The following is a 19554-nucleotide window of genomic DNA, read 5'->3' as shown; positions in this document are numbered from 1 at the left end:
CAACCAAAAGGCGCAAACAACCCGCCAGATCAATATCTGCCTGAATCCATGCTAAAAACCCAAAGCCATGCCCCCTGGCGACTTTGGGCATCAATACAACGAGCACCCAGACTCCGCCCTGGCCCCTGGGGCGGAGTCTGATCAAGAGGCGCACCCCTTCCTTTTTGCGACTTGTGGAACGAATCAACCCCCTTAGCGACCTTGACGAACTGGCTAAAATTGCTGCTCAACCGTTGACTTTTCATATGAATAAGCTCACATTCCGCCCATGTTGAAGCTGAAAGAGCACCCGGTATGGAGTGCTACTCTTTTTCTTTTCGTTGCCACCATAGCTATACGTTACATCACCGCTGAATATTTAGATATTGGCGGTGACAATGCGCAACGGTGGGCTTTTGCAGACGCCTATCTTCGGGAAGGTTCGCTTTCAGGCATGAACCACCATACCTCCCGATGGGCGATAATGATTCCGTTGACCCTCCTCACAGGGGTTTTCGGCTTCAAACCCGCTGTCTACTCGGTCCTGCCCATCCTGGCTTCAGCCATAGGCACGGTGTTTATCTACCTTACAGGTACCCGACTGGGCGGACACAGACTTGGAATGGTGTCGGCGGCACTACTCATTGTTTTTCCGGTGATGACCCAGACCGGGAGCCAGCTGTGGCCAAGCGTATTTCAATTCATGTTCCTGTCCATAGTCGTCTATCTGCTTGTGCTTTGGCATGAAAAGCAACACCTTTATTTGCTCGTGGGCGCGGCTCTGTTTTGTTTTTGCATTTGGGGGTCACGGATTACCGCAGTGTATCTTTTCCCCGGCCTAGCGCTGCTTATCTGGCTGCCCTCAAGAGAATTCAAACCTGTGTTCATTTTTTTCTCCATACTTGCAGCACTCTTCGTGATGGAATGGTGGGCTTTTTGGCATATTACAGGCAGCCCCACAGGCAGGGTCGGCCTCGTGAGCGGTTCTGCAATCGTCAATCATGAAGTTCTCTCGATTCAAAAATACTTGATTCGCATTATCGAGTACAAAAAGCTCAAAGGGTTGTTGCCTATTTTCGCGTTGAGCGTCGTCGCAGCCGTCGTATTAATCAGGAGCGATGACAAACGGTGGAGCGGTATCGCCGCCATATATCTCATCTATATCTTCCTGCTCGTCTACATGGTTGGAGGCTTTTCGCCCATTCGCGCAGCCACCTGGCCCTCGGCACGATACTGGGCCACCGCCGCTCCCTTCGGCTTGCTGCTGACGGCAAAATGGTTGCTTGACATCGGACAAAGCAGGCCCAAGGTGTCGTGGTCGATATTGAGCCTGATTTTCTTGGCTTTCGTAGGCTTTTCCGTAAAGAGTATTCCCCCGACAAATTCGTTGAGTCAGATGAATGCCGACTATGCAGTCCTCAGTCCTGCCCTTGCTGCCGGTGAGCCCATTGCCCTTCACTGGTCACCATGGCGACCCAATTTCATTGAACAACGTCTTTTCGACCTGGTCGGATACAAGAGAGCCAAAGGCATTGACAGAAAAGATGTCCAGATGTTCATGATTCGTGCACGAGATCGCATGCTTGCCATGAATCTTGTTGATAAACGACTTGTCCGCGAGTATCGTGACGCACCCCTGCTGCCCGTAGGAGATTTAGAGTATATCTACTATCCGCCCGGCACCGACATCGGCACACCGCCAGCTGTTGACTTATACTTTGACCGGAAAAACGCATACGCCATTGCCCGATAAGCTGTTCGAAGGCTGAAATGACCACATTATACACCAAGGACGATTGGCTGGCGGCGCAGATTCATAAGGATGCCTACCGCATACTTCCTTCCAGCGGACTGACAACGTCGCGCCTTTCAGCGCTGCCAAGCGATCTCTCATTTTGCTACGCCAAAGTCGCAGCAGATGAAACCCTGTCCGTTGCAGGCTTGGTAGGAAGCGGATTTCGCTTCATCAACGCGCAGGCATCGTTGACTAAGGATACCACTGAGTTTGCCGGACACTCCGCAGACAACGTCCGCCAAACCCGCTCCGAGGATAGGGACGCGGTGTGGAATATCGCTTACCAATCCTTCATTTTTGACCGTTTTCACCTGGATCAGGAACTCAACCAATTCGCCGACCGCCTCAACGCCTCATGGGCTGTCAATTACTATGCGGGCAATCGGGGGACGGACATGCTGGTCTGGGAAGAAAACGGCAAAGTTGCCGGTTTCATTCTTCTTATTATTCAAAACGACCTCTTTTCCATCGACCTGATAGCGGTAGACCGTCAATTTGCACGTCAAGGGATCGCTTATCATCTGGTTGCCGCCGCTGAGGCGAAGTATTCACATTGCACCCGTTATGAGGTGGTTACTCAGCTGGAAAACAACCCGGCATTACAGCTGTACAGTCGGCTGGGATACACTGTGAATAGTATTGACTTCATTCTCCACCGGCATGGACGATGACGTATTTCATGGGCAAATTCAAACAATCGAGTACAAAATCATGAGCACTTTTCTTATCACCGGAGCTGGCGGCTATATCGGCACCACTCTTTGCGACCTCTTGCTTAAGAACGGGCACAAGGTCATAGGTCTTGATCGTTTCTTTTTTGGGGAGAATCTTCTGAAAGAGACTCTCGACAACCCCAACTATACCCTGATTAAGCAAGATATTCGTTACGTCGAACCATCTCTCTTTCAGGGAGTGGACGGCGTCTGCGACCTCGCGGCTCTCTCCAACGATCCCTGCGGCGATCTTGATCCTGCACTGACCCGATCCATCAACTTTGATGGCCGCGCTCGCATATCCAGGCTCGCCAAGGAAGCCGGCGTTCCCCGGTATGTGCTTGCAAGCTCCTGCTCGGTCTATGGCGCGGGCACTGGAAAAGCCTCCTCCGAAGAGACCACGCCCAATCCGCTCACCGTGTATGCTGAGTGCAATGTGAAAGCCGAACAGGCGGCCTTTTCTCTTTGCGATGAAAACTATTGCGTCACGGCGCTCCGCTTGGCCACAGTCTACGGCTTGTCAAAGCGCATGCGTTTCGATCTTGCCGTAAACATAATGACATACCACGCATTCTCAAATAACGAAATCCAAATCACTGGCGGTGGCGAACAGTGGCGTCCCTTTGTGCATGTCAAGGACGCGGCTCGAGCATTTGCCTCTGTGCTTGAGTCTGACACTGACCTTGTGAGTGGAGAAGTGTTCAACGTCGGTGCCACCGACCACAATTTTCAAATCGCGACACTGGCTTACCTGATCCGTGAAGAACTCCCTTTTCCAGTACAGGTCAATCATGTGCTCAGCGATCCCGACCGCCGCGACTACAATGTGAATTTCCGAAAAATATCCGAAATCCTTGGATTCGAGCTCGAAAACAGCCCCATGGATGGCGCCAAGGAAATTTACGAGGCCCTCAAGGTGAACGCCGTCAAGTTTGAACCCAAGACGGTGACCGTGAAGTGGTACAAGTATCTCGTCGACGCTGATGAGATCATCAAGTCTGTAAAACTGAACGGCAGGCTCCTGGGATGAACAAGATCGAATTTTTCCGGCATAATGTCGGCAACGAGGAGATCGACTCTGTCGTCGAAACGCTCAGAGGGATATTCCTGACCACCGGACCAAAGACCCGGCTGTTTGAGGAAAAGTTCGCCCAATATCTGGGTGCAGAATATTGCTTGGGCACCACCAGTTGCACGATTTCATTGTTTCTTGCCCTCAAAGCGTTGGGAATAGGGGAAGGCGACGAAGTTCTTGTACCGTCCATGACCTTCATCTCGACAGCAAACGCCGTGGTTCAATGCGGCGCAACACCGATTTTTGTCGATTCAGAACCGAAAACGGGCAATATTGACGCAGCAAAGGTTGCAACGGCCATTACCGGACGGACCAAGGCAATCATCCCAGTGCATCTTTACGGCCAAATGGCGGACATGAAAGCGATCAACGAAATCGCTGCACGGCACAACCTCGCCATTGTCGAAGATTGCGCCCACACCATAGAGGGTAGCCGTGACGGCATCGTTCCAGGCCAGCTCTCAGATGCCGCATGCTTCTCCTTCTATGCCACCAAGAATATCACCTCTGGCGAGGGTGGAGCCATTGTCACCAATGACAAAGATCTTGCTGAGAAGATACAAATCCTTCGCTTGCACGGCATGAGCAAATCCGCCGCTGACCGCTATACGGCCAAGTACCAACATTGGGATATGGCCGAACTTGGCTGGAAGGCAAACATGTCTGACATCCAGGCTGCCCTGCTCCTGCACCAACTAGAACGTATCGATGAAAGGCTGGCACGAAAGGAAGCAATTTGCCAGCGATACCAAGCCGCTTTTTCCGAAGCGGGCATTGAATTCCCCATTGTTCTCGACAATACCAAACACTCACGCCACCTGTTCACAATATGGGCTCCGCGTGGAAAGCGCGATGACATGCTTGGCCTGCTACAGGACAATGGAATCGGTGTCGCAGTCAACTTCCGCGCCGTTCATGGCCTGACCTACTACGCCGCCCGCCCTGAATGTTCGCCCCATCCCCTGCCCGTTGCCGAGGAAATAGGTGATCGCACCATTACCATTCCCATGTACGTGCGGCTGACGGACCAGGAAGTCGAGCAGGTCATTACAGCGGTGATTTCCGCCTATAACAGACTAAACTAACCCGCGAGGGTGACTTGAAATCCCCACTAAAGTCCATAGCCATGCTCACCAACCTGTTCCCCCCCGTGGCGACAGGTTCTTCCATTCATTCCAGCAAGCTTGCCATGAATCTGGTCAAGCGGGGCGTAGACGTAACCGTCTTTACTGCACATCTGGATAAGACATCTCCCCGCCACGAGGTTATTGAGGGCGTGGATGTCTATCGCGTTCCCTGCATCCGTCTTCCAAAACTGCCTATTGCGGTCAACTTTCCCTGGCTTAGCCTGACCATGTTGCCCGGCAACCTCGCATACATGCGCGGGGTGCTGGAAAGCAGGAATTGCCAATTGCTCCATGTTCACAACCACATGTTCGACATGGCTTTTCATGGTGCTCTTCTTTCTCGCAAGCTCAAATTGCCTATGGTTTTGACTATCCACTCCATCATCCGGCATCCGGTTCCCCTCTACAATACCGTGCTCAAAGCAGCGGATTCGACCCTGCTCAAATTCGCTGTTGTACGCCGGGCGAACGCCGTGGTGGACTTGGACAACTCATGTACCCGATACCTCGCCAGTCGCTTTGGACGCAATGACGGCGAGCTGATCCCGCTGGCTGTCGATCTTCCGGCCAAGGCAGACCCCGTCGACGTGGAAATGATCCGCGACAAATACGGACTCAAAGACAAAAAAGTGCTTCTTTCGGTTGGCCATCTGCACCATTTGCGAAACCGCCTGTCTCTCATACGCGGGTTTAAAATGGTTTTGGAAGCAATGCCGGAATGCAAAATGCTCATAGTAGGTGCACGGAACTACCAACCCACCATAGAACTGGTGCGAGAACTAGGCCTTGAATCACACGTAATATTTACCGGGAAACAGCCTCACCATCTTATCCCGGCTTTCATGGAGGCGTGCGACGTTCACTCCATGTGGTTCGACCTTGACCCGGAAGGACGAAACTCCCTGGCCAACGCCAACATTGAGGCGATGTATTATGGCAAGCCCGTCATGGGGATGCTTGACATCAATGCCTACGGTGAAGGAGTTCTCAGGGATTGGGAGAACATCGTGATTACCCCTTTCCGCGATCCTGAGCCCCACATTGCCTCCTCCCTGCTCAAACTTTTTCGCGACCCGGAACTGGCACAGAGCATCGGAAACAACGCCCGAGAGATGGCCCTTGAGACATTCAACTGGGATCGCGTCACTGAAAAGCATCAAGAGTTATACCGATCCGTGATTGGATAGGAAGAGACGTGAAGAAATGGCTCGTCCCACTGGCTCTATTCATTGCAGGAGTCACGCTTTTTATTGGAGTTGCCAGGCTTTCTGAGTATTCCTGGGGTCCTGTCTTGACGACGCTCAAATCCGTCGACCCAACCTTGGCCATACTTACCCTGGCACTGCTCTCTGGAGTTTTTCTATGTGCTGCCATGAAGTGGCGCATTGTAACCGAAGCTCAATGCGGCCCAAGTGGTTCCCTGTTCTTCTATTTTCGGTATATTTCTCTGGCAGTGCTTGTGGGACAGGTCTTCCCGCTATCGCTGACCAACTCTTCAATTCGGATTTATGCGTTAAAACGTCAAGCAAACCATGGCATCATGACTACTGCAGGTCTGTTTCTATGGGACCAACTCTTCGACTTTATCGCACTCTCCATACTTATGTGCATCGGCGTGGTCTATGTATTTGGCAACCTGCCACTCGTAATGACGTTAGGTCTCGTTCTCGGAAGTGGGTTTTGCATCATTGCCGGAATGAACCTACTGACGGCAACCATTCAGATCACAATTAAACTGTTGTGTTCATGGGAACGAATTCCAGAAAAGAAACGCATTAGGCTCGGCCAACTAACCTCTGACCTCCTAAGCGTTCAAGTGGCTCGCAAGCTCTTCTCTTTGGCGATGATCAAATACATGCTTAGCGCAGCAGTATATACCTGCCTCTTCTCCCTCTGCGGCCTGCACACCATGTTATTTGATATTTACTGGGCCGCTCCCACGGCAGAAATGGCAGGCGTACTCAGTCAGATGCCAGGCGGGCTAGGCGCACTCGACTGGACTTGGGTGGGCGCACTCAAAACCAACGGATTGGATGCCAAAGGTGCGGCTATTGCGGTTTTATCCATGCGCTTCCTTCTTTCAAGCGCCTATGTCATTGTCACTGGCACAATCTGGGGCGTTCATTTCGTTCGCAGCAAAAAATTCATATCATAAAATGACAGCCATCCGGTATAGCAAAACAATTCAAGCAACAGTTTGCCCCTCAGATCGGCTTGACACTGCCATGACATCGACTACAATCGTCGCAATCGTTCCAACACGCCTTGCAGGCGGCTCAACGAACACCCCATCCACTCCATAACGCTTTTACATCACAGGAAGTCTAATGCTTGACGGAAAAACAATTCTGATCACCGGAGGCACCGGCTCCTTCGGAAAACGCTTCGTGCAGATCGTCTTGGAACGGTACAAGCCGAAAAAACTTATCGTCTTCAGCCGCGACGAACTCAAACAGTTTGAAATGGCCCAAGACTTTCCACCGGGTAAATTTGGGGCGCTTCGCTTCTTCATCGGCGATGTGCGCGACAAGGAAAGGCTCTACCGCGCCTGCCGTGACGTGGAGATCATAGTTCATGCCGCAGCCATGAAGCAGGTTCCGGCCTCGGAATACAACCCCACCGAAGCCATCAAGACCAACATCAACGGGGCGCAGAACCTCATCAACGTGGCCGCCGACGTCGGCGTGGAAAAGATTGTGGCCCTATCGACAGATAAGGCCGTGGCTCCGTGCAACCTCTACGGTGCCACCAAGCTCGCCTCGGACAAGCTTTTCGTGGCGGCCAACGGCTTTGCCGTTGGGCCAAAATACTCGGTGGTTCGCTACGGCAATGTCCTGGGCAGCCGGGGCAGCGTGGTCCCCTTCTTTTTGAAAAAACGCCAGGAAGGCGTCCTGCCCATCACCGACCCGCGCATGACCAGGTTCTGGATCACCCTGGACGAGGGCGTCCAGATGGTTCTCGACGCCATCGAGCATGCAGCGGGCGGCGAAATATTCGTCCCACGCATCCCGAGCATGAAGATCACCGACTTGGCCGAGGCCATCGCCCCTGGCTGCAAGACCGAGGTTGTGGGCATCCGTCCGGGAGAAAAACTTCACGAATGCATGATTCCGGCCGAGGACTCGCGCAATGTGGTCATGAACGACAGGGGCTACGTCATCCTGCCCGATACCGGGGTCTTCGATTACCAAGGAAACGCTTCCAACATGCGCCGCGTCCCCGAGGGCTTCGCCTACAGCTCCGACACCAACGACATGTGGATAAGCGTCGAGGAACTGAGAGCAATCCTTGTTCAGCAGGGCTTCTCGCTGTAAAGTAACCTCATGCGCAAGATTCCATACGGCAAACAGTCCATAACTGAAGACGACATCCAGGCCGTGACCGAGGCCTTGAAGTCCGACTTCCTCACCACGGGCCCCCGGGTGCCTGAATTCGAGTCCGCTGTGGCCGCTTACTGTGGCGCACGTTATGGCGTGGCCGTGGCCAACGGCACCGCCGCCCTGCACGCCGCCATGTTCGCCTTGGGCATCGGCCCCGGCGACGAGGTCGTCCTCCCGCCCATGACCTTTGCGGCCACGGCCAACTGCGTGCTGTACATGGGGGCCACCCCGGTATTCGCCGATGTCTGCCCGGATACCCTGCTCATCAATCCCGACAGGGTCAGGGAGCGGATCACCACCAGGACCAGAGCGATAATAGGCGTGGACTACGCCGGGCAGCCCGGCGATTGGGACGCCTTGCGCAAACTTGCGGATGAGCGCGGACTCTCCCTGGTGGCTGATGGCTGCCACGCCATCGGAGCGTCCATTGACAGCCGTAAAGTGGGCACCCTGGCCGACATGACCGTCTTTTCCTTCCACCCCGTCAAGCATGTGACCACGGGCGAAGGCGGCATGATAATGACCGACCGTGACGACTTCGACCAACGCCTGCGCCTCTTTCGCAACCACGGCATCACCACGGACGCCCGCTCCCGCGAGGAGACGGGCCAGTGGTTCTACGAAATGACCGACCTTGGCTACAACTACCGCCTGACCGACATCCAGGCGGCACTGGGCACCAGCCAGATGCGCAGACTACCGGAATTTCTGGCCCGGCGGCGCGAGATCGCGGCCTTTTACGACAATCAGTTTGCGGGAACTCCGGTCCGCCCCCTCGCTGTGCGCGAGGGTGTAGAACACGCCTACCATCTCTATGTGGTCCGCATATCTGATCGCGACCGTGTCTTCACCGAAATCCGGGCGGCGGGCATCGGTGCGCAGGTGCACTACATTCCTGTTCACCTGCACCCCTACTACCGCAGCACCCTGGGAACCGGCGAGGGGTTGTGCCCGGTGGCGGAAGAAGCGTACCGGCAAATTCTTTCGATCCCCATGTTCCCAACCATGACCGCTGGCGATAAGGAACACGTTGTCAAAACCATGCTGGAGCTTGCATGATCATTGCCGTGATCCCGGCTCGTGGCGGCTCCAAGCGCATTCCCCGCAAGAACATCCGGGACTTTTGCGGCAAGCCGATCATCGCGTATTCCATCAAGACAGCACTGGCGACCGGCCTGTTTGACTCAATCATCGTTTCCACTGATGACGAAACCATTGCCGAGATTGCTCGTACCTATGGCGCTGAGACTCCATTTACCCGCCCTTCCCATCTGGCTGACAATTTTACTGGTACTACACCTGTCCTTCGTCACGCGCTTGAATGGTGCCTGGACAACGGGCGAAAGGTCGAGGCTGTTTGCGGCTTGTACGCCACCGCCCCGTTCATCCTGCCTCGCGACCTCATCCAAGGCCATGCAGCGCTGACCATGGCCCCGGCCTCATTCGCCGTGACGACTTTCCCCTACCCCATCCAACGGGGCCTGAGCCGAAACGAGAACGGCCGCATGTCTCTGCTCTGGCCCGAACACAGCCAGACCCGCTCTCAGGATCTGCCCGAGGCATTTCACGACTGCGGCCAATTCTACTGGGCGAACGCCACCTTTCTGCTCTCGGGCAAAGAATTCATGGACGGAGAGGCCATAGGCGTCCACATCCCACGCCACCGGGTACAGGACATTGACACCGAAGAGGACTGGGTGCGCGCCGAAACCATGTATCGAGTCCTCAAGGAAATCGGTGAATTATGATCGGCACACTCACCATCCGCGCCGACAGCTCGCCGAGCATGGGCACTGGCCACGTCATGCGCATGATTGCCCTGGGGCAGGCGTGGCAGGACCGTGGCGGCAGAGTCCGCCTCATCGGCTCTGTCGGCGCACTGGAAGACCGCATCCGCGCCGAGGGATTCGACTTCATTGCTCCAAACGCCCCCCATCCGGCCCCCGACGACCTCGCCCTGGTCTCTGCCCACATGCGAAAGGGCGACTGGCTGGCCATCGACGGCTACCACTTCGACTCCGCCTACCAGCAGGCGCTGATCGGGGCCGGATTCCGCACCCTGGTCATGGACGACATCTGCGACCGCGCCCCCTATTTCGCCACCGCCCTGCTCAACCAGAACCACGGGGCCGATGCCTACCAATACGAGATCAACGCGGACGCTGCCCTGCTTCTGGGCACACGCTTCACGCTGCTGCGGCGGGAATTCCGCACCACGGGACCGGTCAAATCACCGGCCCCGCAAAAGGCCTGGAACATCCTCGTCACCCTGGGCGGAGCCGATCCGGGCAACCTCACCAGCGCCGTGCTCGCGGCCATGGCCTCCCTCAAGGACGATTCGCTCCGGGTGAAGGTGGTGGCCGGTGCCGCAAACCCGCACCTGGACCGGCTCCGAGGCGACATGACCACCCTCCCCTGCCCGACGGAACTGCTGACCGATGTCCGGGACATGCCCGGGTTGATGGCCTGGGCCGACTTGGCCGTGACCGCCGCCGGCTCCACCTGCTGGGAACTCTGCCGCATGGGCGTACCCATGCTCGCCCTGCAAGCGGCCAACAATCAGGAGAGCGTCTGCACCGGGCTGAACGGGATCGGGGCCGCCATTTGCCTTGACACGAACAGGGCGTTGGAAAACATTGTCTCCAGATTGACGATGCTCATGAACGCTCCGGACAGGCGGCAGGTCATGAGCGAGGCCGGAATGCGGGCCATCGACGGCTGCGGCGCGTTGCGGGTGGCGGACCACCTCTACTGCACCGGACTCCGGCTGCGTCCCGCCACGCAGGATGACTGTCAGCGCACCCTTGACTGGCGAAACCGCCCCGACATCAGGGCGCAGTCCTTCTCCAATGATCGGATCGCCCCCAAGGACCATGCTCGGTGGTTCGCAGGCAAGCTTAACGAGCCATCCTGCCACCTGTTCATCGCCGAGGACGACCAGGGAACGCCTGTCGGGCAATTCCGCTTCGATCTCGACGGGGACGAAGCCCTTGTCAGCTTGAGCACTGCCCCGGACAGGACCGGACGCGGCATCGGCACGGCCATGACCCGGCTCGCCTGCCAGTGGCTGGCCCGCAATGTCCCATCGGCCAGGGCCGTGGCCCGGGTCAAGCCGGACAATGCCGCATCTCTCTCCATGTTCGCCAAGGTGGGATTCAGGCTCGTGAAAACGATCTGGGACGAACGCGGCGAATACCATCGCCTGGAACTGTGATCAGGAAACGATACGCCATGCCACTCTTCACGCCGGACACCCCGGTCCTCGTCATCGCCGAGATGAGCGCCAACCACGGCCAGGATTACGACCAGGCAGTAAGGATCATCCACGCGGCCCATGCCGCCGGGGCCGACGCCGTCAAGATCCAGACCTACACGCCGGACACCATCACCCTGGACTGCGACAACGAATACTTCCGCATCCAGGGAACCATCTGGGAGGGGCGCACCCTGCACGAGCTGTACGGCGAGGCATACACCCCCTGGGAATGGCAGCCGAAACTCAAGGCCGTGGCCGATTCCTTGGGATTGATGCTCTTCTCTACCCCGTTCGACTTCACCGCCGTGGACTTTCTGGAAGCGATGGACGTGGCCTGCCACAAGATAGCCTCTTTCGAAATCGTGGACCTGCCTCTCATCAGGAAGGTGGCGGCCACGGGTAAGCCGGTAATCCTATCCACAGGCATGGCCAGCGAGGCCGAGATCGAGGAAGCTGTGGCGGCCTTCAGAACCGCTGGCGGCACCGAGCTGGTCCTTCTCAAGTGTACCTCGGCCTATCCCGCGCCGCCCGAGGAGATGAACCTGAGGACCATCCCCTATCTGGCCGAGCGCTTTGGCGTGGTGGCCGGGCTGTCCGATCACACCCTGGGCATCGACATGCCTATCGCCGCCGTGGCCCTGGGCGCCCGGGTGATCGAGAAGCACCTCTGCCTCTCTCGCGATCTCGGCGGGCCGGACGCCGCTTTTTCCCTTGATCCCGAAGAGTTCGCGGCCATGGTCCGTAGCGTGCGCAACGTGGAAAAGGGCCTTGGCACCGTCTGCTTCGAACTGACCGAAAAGCAGAAGGCGAGCGCCGTGTTCCGCCGTTCCCTCTTTGCGACTCGCGACATCGGGGCTGGTGAGCGGCTGACCCCGGACAACGTCCGGTCCGTTCGCCCAGGCCACGGCCTGCACCCAAGACACTACGAAGAACTCCTGGGCAAGACGGCCCGGGCGGCCATCAGGAAGGGTACGCCCCTATCCTGGGAACTCATCGCATAATAAATATAAAACAGCCAAGATGAGAAAGACCATGTCAAACACCATCCGCTATTGCACCAAATGTGTTATGCCTGAAACCAAACCGGATCTGTGGTTTGACGAGGACGGCGTCTGTGCAGCCTGCAAATACTTCGACGAACGGGACGAAATCGACTGGGAAGCCAGAAAGAAAGAGCTGGAGACCATAGTCGAACAATACCGCTCCAAAGACGGCAGCAACTACGACTGCGTAATCCCGTGCAGTGGCGGCAAGGACTCCACCTTCCAGACCCTGACCATGCTGGACATGGGGCTCAACCCCCTGTGTGTCACAGCCACCACTGACCGCCTCTCGGACATTGGCCGCCGCAATATCGAAAATATTAAGAACCTCGGGGTCGACTACATCGAGGTGACCACCAACCCAGTGATCCGTCGCAAAATCAACAAACTCTGCCTTGAGCAGGTGGGCGACATCTCCTGGCCCGAACACCTGACCATTTTCACCATCCCGGTAAGAATCGCCGTGCAGATGAACATCCCGCTCATTGTCTGGGGTGAGAACTCGCAAAACGAGAATGGAGGGCCAGCCACAGACGCCGAGAATCCCAACCTCACTCGGAGGTGGCTCGAAGAATTTGGCGGGCTGCTCGGCCTGCGCGTGACTGACCTGGTTGATCAGGAAGGCATCGAGAAAAAGCACCTCATCCCCTATACGTACCCGTCTGATGAAGAACTGGCACGCGTGGGCGTTACGGGCATCTTCCTCGGCTACTACAAGCCCTGGGACGGCTTGGCCAACGCGCTGGTTGCTGCTGCCCATGGGTTCGAGAGCAACCCGACCATTGTCGAAGGCTCCATCGTTAACTACGAGAACCTGGACAACCAGCAAATGCGCATCCACGACTACTTCAAGTTCCTGAAGTATGGCTACAGCCGCCCCACCGACTGGGCGTGCTGGCACATCCGCCGGGGCCGTCTCTCACGCGAGCAGGGACTCAAGCTCGTCAAGAAGCACGAGGGCAAATTCCCATGGAAATACCTCGGCTGCGACCTAGCTACCATCCTGGACGAGATCGGCATGACGTTGGATGAGTTCAAGGCTGTATGCGACCGCTTCACCAACAAAAAAATATTCAAGGTCGACCGGCGCGGCAATCTCGTCAGAGACGGTCAAGGCGATCTGATTCGACTCAACGACGATAACGTCTAGAACGGCCCCGACCATGATATCAGTGGCAGTCGTGAACTATGGCGTAGGCAACATCGATTCCCTCTCCCGCGCCCTGACCGTTTGCGGAGCCAAGCCGCTACTCACCGACCGCGAGAAAGACTTCAAGGTGGTCGACGCATGCGTCCTCCCCGGCGTGGGAGCCTTCGGCGACGCCATCAAACTACTGCGTGCCAGACATCTCGACACAATCCTCGAAGACCAGATCATCGCTTACGACATACCCATTCTTGGAGTCTGTCTCGGTATGCAACTGCTGGCATCGCGCAGCTTCGAGCTCGGCGAGCACGAAGGCTTGGGCTGGATCCCCGGCACGGTGAAACCATTGAAGCCCACGGCCAAGGAACGCATCCCTCATGTAGGTTGGAACAGTGTGGAGCACGATGGCTCAGACCCTCTGTTCGACGGCATTCCTTCGGGTGAGGATTTCTACTTCGTCCACGGCTATCATTTCGACGTGGATAGCCCTTCAAACATTCTCGGAAAAACCAGCTACTGCGGCAAGTTCACATCAGCAGTTCGCCATAAAAATATTTTCGGCACGCAATTTCATCCTGAAAAAAGCCAGGGGATCGGCTTGAGATTGCTTAGGAACTTCATCCATTACTGCGAGAAGTTCTAAATGCTCAAGACCAGAATCATCCCAACGCTCCTCTATCGGGACTACGGCTTGGTCAAAGGTGTCGGCTTCGACAGTTGGCGGCACGTGGGATCGCTCATGCAATCCATCAAGGTCTACAACATGCGCAACGTGGACGAACTACTAATCGTGGACATCAGGGCCACCGACGACGGCCGCCCCCCCGACTTCGCATGGGTGGACGACTTCGCGGACGAATGCTTCATGCCCCTCACGGTGGGCGGCGGGGTTTCAAAAGTAGATCATGTCGGCAAACTACTGGACGTAGGCGCAGACAAAATTGCTATGAATACCGCCGCATTTGAAAACCCCACCCTCATTAGACAGGTAGCCCAAAAGTATGGTTCCCAATGCGCCATCGTGTCCATCGACTTCACCAGAAAAAACGGGTTCCTTGAGGTGGTCACCCACTCCGGGCGACAACCACGCGGTACAGACCTCGTGGAATTCGCAAAAATCGCCGAGGGGAACGGGGCTGGAGAAATATTGCTCACTTCGGTCGAGCTGGACGGCACGATGCAAGGCTATGACATTGATGCCTTGACACGCGTCAGCAACGCAGTCTCCATTCCGGTCATCGCGTCTGGTGGTGTCGGCAATCCGCAGCACATGCTGGAAGCCATTCGGGATGGCGGTGCCACGGCCGTAGCAGCCGCATCAATTTTTCACTTCACGGAACAAACTCCCGCCGAATGCAGAGCAATCCTTCGACGGGCAGGCATCCCGGTACGAAAGGATTGACACCATGCTCCATGATGTTAAAATCACTGTTCTCAAACGACTGTTCCATGAGGATCTGGTAAAAAATTATACCGACAATCCGAACTCCTGGACACCATGCCAGTTGTTCAAGGAGGGGCAGACCTTTACCATTCCCGCCCAAGCCCCATGGAATAAACCCGAGGATTTCTGCGGATGGGCGTGGGCAGACATGCAAAAGATGATCTGGGGCATGTCCCGCGGAGGGCCCAAACAGTTCGTCACCTGCTGCACCGACGGCTACCGGCCCGTGGTATTCCTGCTGGAAAGGCTCGACCCTGAGAGCTAATCCATGGTGGTGCGCGGCCGCATCAGGAAGGTGTTCAGGGTCAGCGACGTTACATCCACCTCGGGCAACGACGGCTCAATGACCCGCAGTTTGTCAAGGCGCAGTTGCACCGCATCCAAAGACAGACGCGGGAACTTGCTTAGGGCATAGCGAACCTTGCGCCCGTTTCTTCCAGGCTGCCTAGCCCGCAGCTGCTTGCTCAGGTGCTTTCGCCAGCACTTGACATTGCCCCAGAAACCGAGCGGTTCGGGAATCCAAGTATTGACAACGCCTCGAGCCACATCTACGGCCTGATCGGCAATCATTTCCGCTGCAACAAAACCGATATTGGCAAGACTTGGCTCTAAATTCGCCAACTGGCGCTCCCGCAGACCCACGGGCATCTCACCGTCTCGAACAATTGCCTCCGCCTCCTCAACTTTCCCTGTAGCCAAGCCGATTCCTGCCAACAGAGGGTCATTAAATCTCTCGTCATAAACAGGACGGAACTGGATAACCGGCTTGCCCATAAGTAGAGCCTCCAGGCTCGTGGTGCAGTCGTGATGAACCACGACACGTGCGCTGGCGATCCATTCGCGAACTCGACCCTCGTTGGTCACAAACACATTGGGGTATCTCTTGAGCGGCTTTGTATAGAAGTCCATACCCTCGGTAGGGTGGGGACGAATGATGACATGCCGTTTGGGAAAAGCGCGGGCAAGATGGGCCACCAGCTCAAGCATGCCGTTGGCCACTTTCTCCTGATACTCCGATTGCGTCCTGATGAACTTCAGGTAGTCTTCATCCCTGTAAATTTGCCATTCATCCATCTTCTGGATCATTTTGAGATAGTTTTCCAGCCCCATTGCGTGATTGAATATGCCGCTGTTAGCGTTGACAAGAATATAATCTTCACCATGGCATTGCAGGATGGATTCGTTTCTGTAATAGGGCACGAAACGCTCTTGCGCCATATCGAAACTCGGGTGCCCCGAAACCACAAGTCTATCCTGCATCAAGTCGGGCAGTTGCCTGCTCACCACCTCACGCTGCCGTTTTCCCCAGAGAAATATCTTCGTGACATCATCTCTGATATGTTCAAATATACTAATGAACTTCTCATCGCAAAGAAATGCAAATCCTTCAGAATTCAGGTTGAAAACCGCGCCACCATCGGCAATGACCTTTCGGTTGATAGGAACATACTGCTCAATGTCGAAATACAGCACAGGTTCATTATTATTTTTGACGTATTGCGTCACCATACGCTCGCCGAACATCACGGGCAGTCCGCGTTGAACGAGCTTCAAAGCCAGATACAACACACCGTCGAGTTCACGATTGCTAATTTCAATAGGAATGGCGCACAACATAAAAAATCCTCGGGAAATGTAAAGTTCAGCCGCATGGCAACCGAGCCAAAGGAAGAGATATCTCTCATCCTTTTTTCCACAGTTGTCTGCAGGGAGGGATCCAAAGCATCGGCTTTGACTTCGGACAAGGAGTCGGATAAACGAAACCCACCTATAAGACAAGTCTCGACCGCAAACCACTCGGCGTGGGCTTAGCCACACCATACAAGCACCACATGACCGACATATTCACAATCAATCCGAAACGCATCCTCGTTTGCCAACTCAGGCAGATTGGCGACGTGCTGCTTGCCACGCCGTCCATCCGACTGCTCGGGGAGCGTTTCCCTGAGGCCGAGATTCATGTCCTCACCGAAAAGAAATGCGTCCCCGTGCTGGTGAACAATCCCCGGGTCCACAGAATCTGGCCCATAGACCGCAAGGCGCTGGCCAACCCGCTCAAGGCGCTGGCCTACTACGCCTCGGTGGGACGCCACGGCTTTGACTTGATCGTCGATTTCCAGCAACTACCACGCTGCAAGTGGGTATTACGCTTTTCCAAGGCTCCCGTCCGGCTCTCCTTCCCACCCAGGTGGTTCAACAGAAAGCTCTACACCCACTGGGCTCCGGTAGTGTGCGGCTATGCTGCCAAGTGCAAGGCCAGCGTGCTGGCCCCGCTGGGTATACAATGGAACGGTGAAAGGCCGGAAATATGGCTGACTGAGCAGGAGAGGCAATTTGCCGACGCGCTCCTGCGAGAGCACGATCTGGCGACCGGCCCTTTCATCACGGTTGATCCTAGCCATCGCCGGGAGACGCGCCGCTGGCCCGCCCGCCATTTCGCCAGCCTGATCCGCCTGCTCGGGGAGAGCCAGCCTGACCTCAAGGCCATGATTCTCTATGGTCCGGGGGAACGGGAGTTGGCCGAGGAGGTGGCCTCGCTGGCCGGGGACAGGGCGCTGGTCACTGGGAACATGCTATCGTTGCGAGAGATGGCTGCGGTGCAGGAGCGGGCAGTGCTTCACCTGGGCAACTGCTCGGCGCCCAGGCATTTCGCGGTGGCGGTGGACACGCCCTCCCTGACCATTCAGGGGGCCACGGGCACAGGCTGGGGATTCCCTTCGGACGAGCACGTCAGCGCCACCAAGCGCCTGCCCTGCTACCCGTGCAACAAGAACACCTGCAAGACGCGGGAATGCCTCGAAACCTTCCTGCCCGAAGACCTGTTGGCCGAGGCGCTTCGCCTCATCGCCATCGGGCGCGAAAGACGAAAGACGCAGACCGCCTAGCCTCTTCCCTTCTCGCCTTTCCTTCTGTTCTTCTTGGCACCCTTCACACCGGTGTCGGCATTGACGGATTTATCGGCGTTCTCCGCTTTCTTCCTCGCCCTCATATCATCGCGGGTATTCTTGAAGGTGATGGAGGCGAGACAGCCGGCCAGACCGCCGAGGACCACGGCCTTGGCCGCAGGAATGAGCCCCGTGAGGCTGAAGAGGTAGCCCAGGGCGCATCCGGCGATGATGCCCTTGGCCAGGGCGTCGACCCACCCCATGAATTCCCTGGAATCGTCGCTCATCCGATCATCCTCCTTGCCCTCGCATGCTAGAGATACGAGTGCAGTTGCGCATATTGATGCGCGGTCATGGATTCAAAGGTGGCCCCGATGCCGGGAAGAGTCATCACCTCGCCCCAGTTCCGCCGCCAACGCACGCGCAGTTCGATGGGCGTCTTGTCCTCAAACTCGCCGACAACGAGCCAGACCGGCGCATCAATCACCCAGCGCCCGGCCGTGAAGACGAAGCAACCATGCTCGGACACGTTGATGGTCACTGTACGCTCTGCCTCTGCAGCCATGCGCTCGGGAGCACCACCCAGCAACACATTGAAGATAAGGGCCTGCCGGGTGGCTACCCGGATGGAACGCGGCGCAAAGGGCACACACTCGCTCAAAACGAACTCGGCCAGATCGCGGTTGTCCCGCATGGTTCCGCCCCGGGCCAATCCGCGAATGCCGCCAAAGTCGGCATCAAACATCAACCGTAACGAGGGAAAGCGCTCCACAATGCGGTTGACACGGTTCTTGTCCGCGCACTCGCACCGGATCATGGTCGGCACGTCGATAAGCAACCCGCTATAAGGTATTTCGATGACCGCACCGCCAATGTCGTCCGGGGAGGCAACGCAATCGACCTCGACATCAAGACGACTCAAGGCGCCAAGGTACGCGGCACGGGCCGGGCCCGCCTCTGCGATCAACAACAGTCTGGTCTTCAAACGCGCAGGCCTCCTTGGTCTGCCCTCCGGGAACAGAAATGAGGGTATATGTCAATTGAGGGACATTGACAAGGGAGGTGCACTCAACGCCACCCCTCTCCCCAAAGCGCTTTTGCATCCAGCGCAGGGCGACTGCGGCTTTCGATCGCACACTTCCTTCGATCTGCACGACAACTCTTGACACCGATTCTCAATTTCACTATTTTCCCTCTGTCGGTCCAAATCGGTTTGAACACAGCGAGGGAAGCAATGCTCGACACCTTGGTCGTAGGCGCCATCGTCTTGGTGGCCGCTGTCTATGTCGGACGCCGGATTTTCAACCAATTTTTTACCAAGACACCGTCCTGCGGCTGCTCTGGATGCTCAGGCGCAGGTTCCTGCCCGAGCGCGGGCAAAGACAAGGACAGCATGCGCTGCGACACGAAGTGACACTGTCGCCTGCTGAAATTGAATTTCAATTTAATTCGAGAGGAACACTCATCATGAACACCAGTTTTTGTCTGCGCGAGGCCCAGGTCAACCAGAGGCTGAAGATCGTGACAGTCAAGGCAGACGGGGAACTCGGCCGACGCATCCGCGATCTTGGCCTGATTCCCGGCACCGAGTGCAAGGTCATCGGCAAGGCTCCCCTCAAGGATCCTGTGGCTCTCAGGCTCAAGGACTTCACCCTTACCCTGCGCAACAGCGAGGCGGACCACATCACCGTCTCGGCTCTGGAGGGATAA

At 56.4% G+C, this 19554-nt stretch carries 21 protein-coding genes; 18 read left to right on the top strand and 3 right to left on the bottom strand.

Annotated features, from left to right (window positions below; genetic code table 11):
- Window positions 1-268 precede the first annotated feature (268 nt).
- The 15 genes from GKC30_RS04885 (at window position 269) to GKC30_RS04815 (ending at window position 15224) form a co-directional block, all read left to right on the top strand.
- On the top strand, window positions 269-1732 hold the full coding sequence (locus GKC30_RS04885; protein WP_155932647.1) for an ArnT family glycosyltransferase: 1464 nt from the start codon (window positions 269-271) through the stop codon (window positions 1730-1732).
- 17 nt (window positions 1733-1749) lie between these two features.
- Complete coding sequence (locus tag GKC30_RS04880) at window positions 1750-2445, top strand: GNAT family N-acetyltransferase (protein ID WP_155932645.1); 696 nt, start codon at window positions 1750-1752, stop codon at window positions 2443-2445.
- Window positions 2435-3517: an NAD-dependent epimerase/dehydratase family protein gene (locus tag GKC30_RS04875; protein WP_196772813.1), complete on the top strand. Its 1083-nt coding sequence runs from the start codon at window positions 2435-2437 to the stop codon at window positions 3515-3517. The genes GKC30_RS04880 and GKC30_RS04875 overlap by 11 nt, the downstream gene beginning before the upstream one ends.
- A complete protein-coding gene (locus GKC30_RS04870; RefSeq protein ID WP_155932643.1) occupies window positions 3514-4647 on the top strand; it encodes a DegT/DnrJ/EryC1/StrS family aminotransferase in 1134 nt (377 codons plus the stop codon). The genes GKC30_RS04875 and GKC30_RS04870 overlap by 4 nt, the downstream gene beginning before the upstream one ends.
- Window positions 4648-4688: 41 nt before the next feature.
- Window positions 4689-5876, top strand: coding sequence for a glycosyltransferase family 4 protein (locus GKC30_RS04865; protein WP_155932642.1), 1188 nt, complete (start codon window positions 4689-4691; stop codon window positions 5874-5876).
- An 8-nt stretch (window positions 5877-5884) separates the two neighbouring features.
- On the top strand, window positions 5885-6844 hold the full coding sequence (locus GKC30_RS04860) for a lysylphosphatidylglycerol synthase transmembrane domain-containing protein (RefSeq protein ID WP_155932641.1): 960 nt from the start codon (window positions 5885-5887) through the stop codon (window positions 6842-6844).
- Between the two features lie 172 nt (window positions 6845-7016).
- Entirely contained in the window at window positions 7017-8003 is a 987-nt protein-coding gene (gene pseB, locus GKC30_RS04855; RefSeq protein ID WP_155932640.1) for a UDP-N-acetylglucosamine 4,6-dehydratase (inverting), read from the top strand.
- A gap of 9 nt (window positions 8004-8012) precedes the next feature.
- The gene (gene pseC / locus GKC30_RS04850; RefSeq protein ID WP_155932639.1) at window positions 8013-9128 is read left to right on the top strand and encodes a UDP-4-amino-4,6-dideoxy-N-acetyl-beta-L-altrosamine transaminase; all 1116 of its coding nucleotides are present in this window, start codon (window positions 8013-8015) and stop codon (window positions 9126-9128) included.
- Entirely contained in the window at window positions 9125-9817 is a 693-nt protein-coding gene (gene pseF, locus GKC30_RS04845) for a pseudaminic acid cytidylyltransferase (RefSeq protein ID WP_155932638.1), read from the top strand. The genes pseC and pseF overlap by 4 nt, the downstream gene beginning before the upstream one ends.
- Window positions 9814-11283, top strand: a complete 1470-nt coding sequence (gene pseG, locus GKC30_RS04840) for a UDP-2,4-diacetamido-2,4,6-trideoxy-beta-L-altropyranose hydrolase (protein WP_155932637.1) — start codon at window positions 9814-9816, stop codon at window positions 11281-11283. The genes pseF and pseG overlap by 4 nt, the downstream gene beginning before the upstream one ends.
- 17 nt (window positions 11284-11300) lie before the next feature.
- Window positions 11301-12326, top strand: a complete 1026-nt coding sequence (gene pseI, locus GKC30_RS04835; RefSeq protein WP_155932635.1) for a pseudaminic acid synthase — start codon at window positions 11301-11303, stop codon at window positions 12324-12326.
- Window positions 12327-12345: 19 nt separating this feature from the next.
- Entirely contained in the window at window positions 12346-13518 is a 1173-nt protein-coding gene (locus tag GKC30_RS04830) for an N-acetyl sugar amidotransferase (RefSeq protein WP_367613977.1), read from the top strand.
- A gap of 31 nt (window positions 13519-13549) precedes the next feature.
- The gene (gene hisH / locus GKC30_RS04825) at window positions 13550-14158 is read left to right on the top strand and encodes an imidazole glycerol phosphate synthase subunit HisH (RefSeq protein ID WP_196772811.1); all 609 of its coding nucleotides are present in this window, start codon (window positions 13550-13552) and stop codon (window positions 14156-14158) included.
- On the top strand, window positions 14159-14917 hold the full coding sequence (gene hisF / locus GKC30_RS04820) for an imidazole glycerol phosphate synthase subunit HisF (RefSeq protein ID WP_155932629.1): 759 nt from the start codon (window positions 14159-14161) through the stop codon (window positions 14915-14917).
- A gap of 4 nt (window positions 14918-14921) precedes the next feature.
- On the top strand, window positions 14922-15224 hold the full coding sequence (locus GKC30_RS04815) for a TIGR04076 family protein (protein WP_155932627.1): 303 nt from the start codon (window positions 14922-14924) through the stop codon (window positions 15222-15224).
- Here GKC30_RS04815 and GKC30_RS04810 read toward each other — a convergent pair.
- The gene (locus tag GKC30_RS04810; RefSeq protein WP_196772810.1) at window positions 15221-16576 is read right to left on the bottom strand and encodes a surface carbohydrate biosynthesis protein; all 1356 of its coding nucleotides are present in this window, start codon (window positions 16574-16576) and stop codon (window positions 15221-15223) included. The two genes, GKC30_RS04815 and GKC30_RS04810, sit on opposite strands and share 4 nt — an antisense overlap.
- A 215-nt stretch (window positions 16577-16791) precedes the next feature.
- Here GKC30_RS04810 and GKC30_RS04805 point away from each other — a divergent pair, with 215 nt between their 5' ends.
- Window positions 16792-17844 carry a glycosyltransferase family 9 protein gene (locus GKC30_RS04805; protein WP_155932623.1) on the top strand — a complete coding sequence of 351 codons (1053 nt, stop codon included), beginning with the start codon at window positions 16792-16794 and terminating at the stop codon, window positions 17842-17844.
- Here the strand turns inward: GKC30_RS04805 and GKC30_RS04800 are convergent.
- Window positions 17841-18131: a hypothetical protein gene (locus GKC30_RS04800; protein ID WP_231117039.1), complete on the bottom strand. Its 291-nt coding sequence runs from the start codon at window positions 18129-18131 to the stop codon at window positions 17841-17843. The genes GKC30_RS04805 and GKC30_RS04800 overlap by 4 nt on opposite strands.
- Window positions 18132-18157: 26 nt before the next feature.
- A complete protein-coding gene (locus tag GKC30_RS04795; RefSeq protein WP_155932621.1) occupies window positions 18158-18829 on the bottom strand; it encodes a PilZ domain-containing protein in 672 nt (223 codons plus the stop codon).
- Between the two features lie 249 nt (window positions 18830-19078).
- Here GKC30_RS04795 and GKC30_RS15130 point away from each other — a divergent pair, with 249 nt between their 5' ends.
- Complete coding sequence (locus GKC30_RS15130) at window positions 19079-19258, top strand: FeoB-associated Cys-rich membrane protein (RefSeq protein WP_155932619.1); 180 nt, start codon at window positions 19079-19081, stop codon at window positions 19256-19258.
- 53 nt (window positions 19259-19311) lie between these two features.
- Window positions 19312-19554, top strand: a complete 243-nt coding sequence (locus GKC30_RS04785; RefSeq protein ID WP_155932617.1) for a FeoA family protein — start codon at window positions 19312-19314, stop codon at window positions 19552-19554.

This window comes from Pseudodesulfovibrio alkaliphilus (assembly GCF_009729555.1).
Lineage (GTDB): Bacteria > Desulfobacterota > Desulfovibrionia > Desulfovibrionales > Desulfovibrionaceae > Pseudodesulfovibrio > Pseudodesulfovibrio alkaliphilus.
The sequence above is the reverse complement of the archived record's forward strand: the minus strand, read 5'-3'. Positions and strand labels throughout refer to the sequence as shown.

What these genes read in the sequence shown, in the direction of transcription:
- GKC30_RS04885 (WP_155932647.1), top strand. Translation starts at nt 269, where the DNA reads ATGTTGAAGCTGAAAGAGCACCCGGTATGGAGTGCTACTCTTTTTCTT.
- GKC30_RS04880 (WP_155932645.1), top strand. Translation starts at nt 1,750, where the DNA reads ATGACCACATTATACACCAAGGACGATTGGCTGGCGGCGCAGATTCAT.
- GKC30_RS04875 (WP_196772813.1), top strand. Translation starts at nt 2,435, where the DNA reads ATGGACGATGACGTATTTCATGGGCAAATTCAAACAATCGAGTACAAA.
- GKC30_RS04870 (WP_155932643.1), top strand. Translation starts at nt 3,514, where the DNA reads ATGAACAAGATCGAATTTTTCCGGCATAATGTCGGCAACGAGGAGATC.
- GKC30_RS04865 (WP_155932642.1), top strand. Translation starts at nt 4,689, where the DNA reads ATGCTCACCAACCTGTTCCCCCCCGTGGCGACAGGTTCTTCCATTCAT.
- pseB (WP_155932640.1), top strand. Translation starts at nt 7,017, where the DNA reads ATGCTTGACGGAAAAACAATTCTGATCACCGGAGGCACCGGCTCCTTC.
- pseC (WP_155932639.1), top strand. Translation starts at nt 8,013, where the DNA reads ATGCGCAAGATTCCATACGGCAAACAGTCCATAACTGAAGACGACATC.
- pseF (WP_155932638.1), top strand. Translation starts at nt 9,125, where the DNA reads ATGATCATTGCCGTGATCCCGGCTCGTGGCGGCTCCAAGCGCATTCCC.
- pseG (WP_155932637.1), top strand. Translation starts at nt 9,814, where the DNA reads ATGATCGGCACACTCACCATCCGCGCCGACAGCTCGCCGAGCATGGGC.
- pseI (WP_155932635.1), top strand. Translation starts at nt 11,301, where the DNA reads ATGCCACTCTTCACGCCGGACACCCCGGTCCTCGTCATCGCCGAGATG.
- GKC30_RS04830 (WP_367613977.1), top strand. Translation starts at nt 12,346, where the DNA reads ATGAGAAAGACCATGTCAAACACCATCCGCTATTGCACCAAATGTGTT.
- hisF (WP_155932629.1), top strand. Translation starts at nt 14,159, where the DNA reads ATGCTCAAGACCAGAATCATCCCAACGCTCCTCTATCGGGACTACGGC.
- GKC30_RS04815 (WP_155932627.1), top strand. Translation starts at nt 14,922, where the DNA reads ATGCTCCATGATGTTAAAATCACTGTTCTCAAACGACTGTTCCATGAG.
- GKC30_RS04810 (WP_196772810.1), bottom strand. Translation starts at nt 16,576, where the DNA reads ATGTTGTGCGCCATTCCTATTGAAATTAGCAATCGTGAACTCGACGGT.
- GKC30_RS04805 (WP_155932623.1), top strand. Translation starts at nt 16,792, where the DNA reads ATGACCGACATATTCACAATCAATCCGAAACGCATCCTCGTTTGCCAA.
- GKC30_RS04800 (WP_231117039.1), bottom strand. Translation starts at nt 18,131, where the DNA reads ATGAGCGACGATTCCAGGGAATTCATGGGGTGGGTCGACGCCCTGGCC.
- GKC30_RS15130 (WP_155932619.1), top strand. Translation starts at nt 19,079, where the DNA reads ATGCTCGACACCTTGGTCGTAGGCGCCATCGTCTTGGTGGCCGCTGTC.
- GKC30_RS04785 (WP_155932617.1), top strand. Translation starts at nt 19,312, where the DNA reads ATGAACACCAGTTTTTGTCTGCGCGAGGCCCAGGTCAACCAGAGGCTG.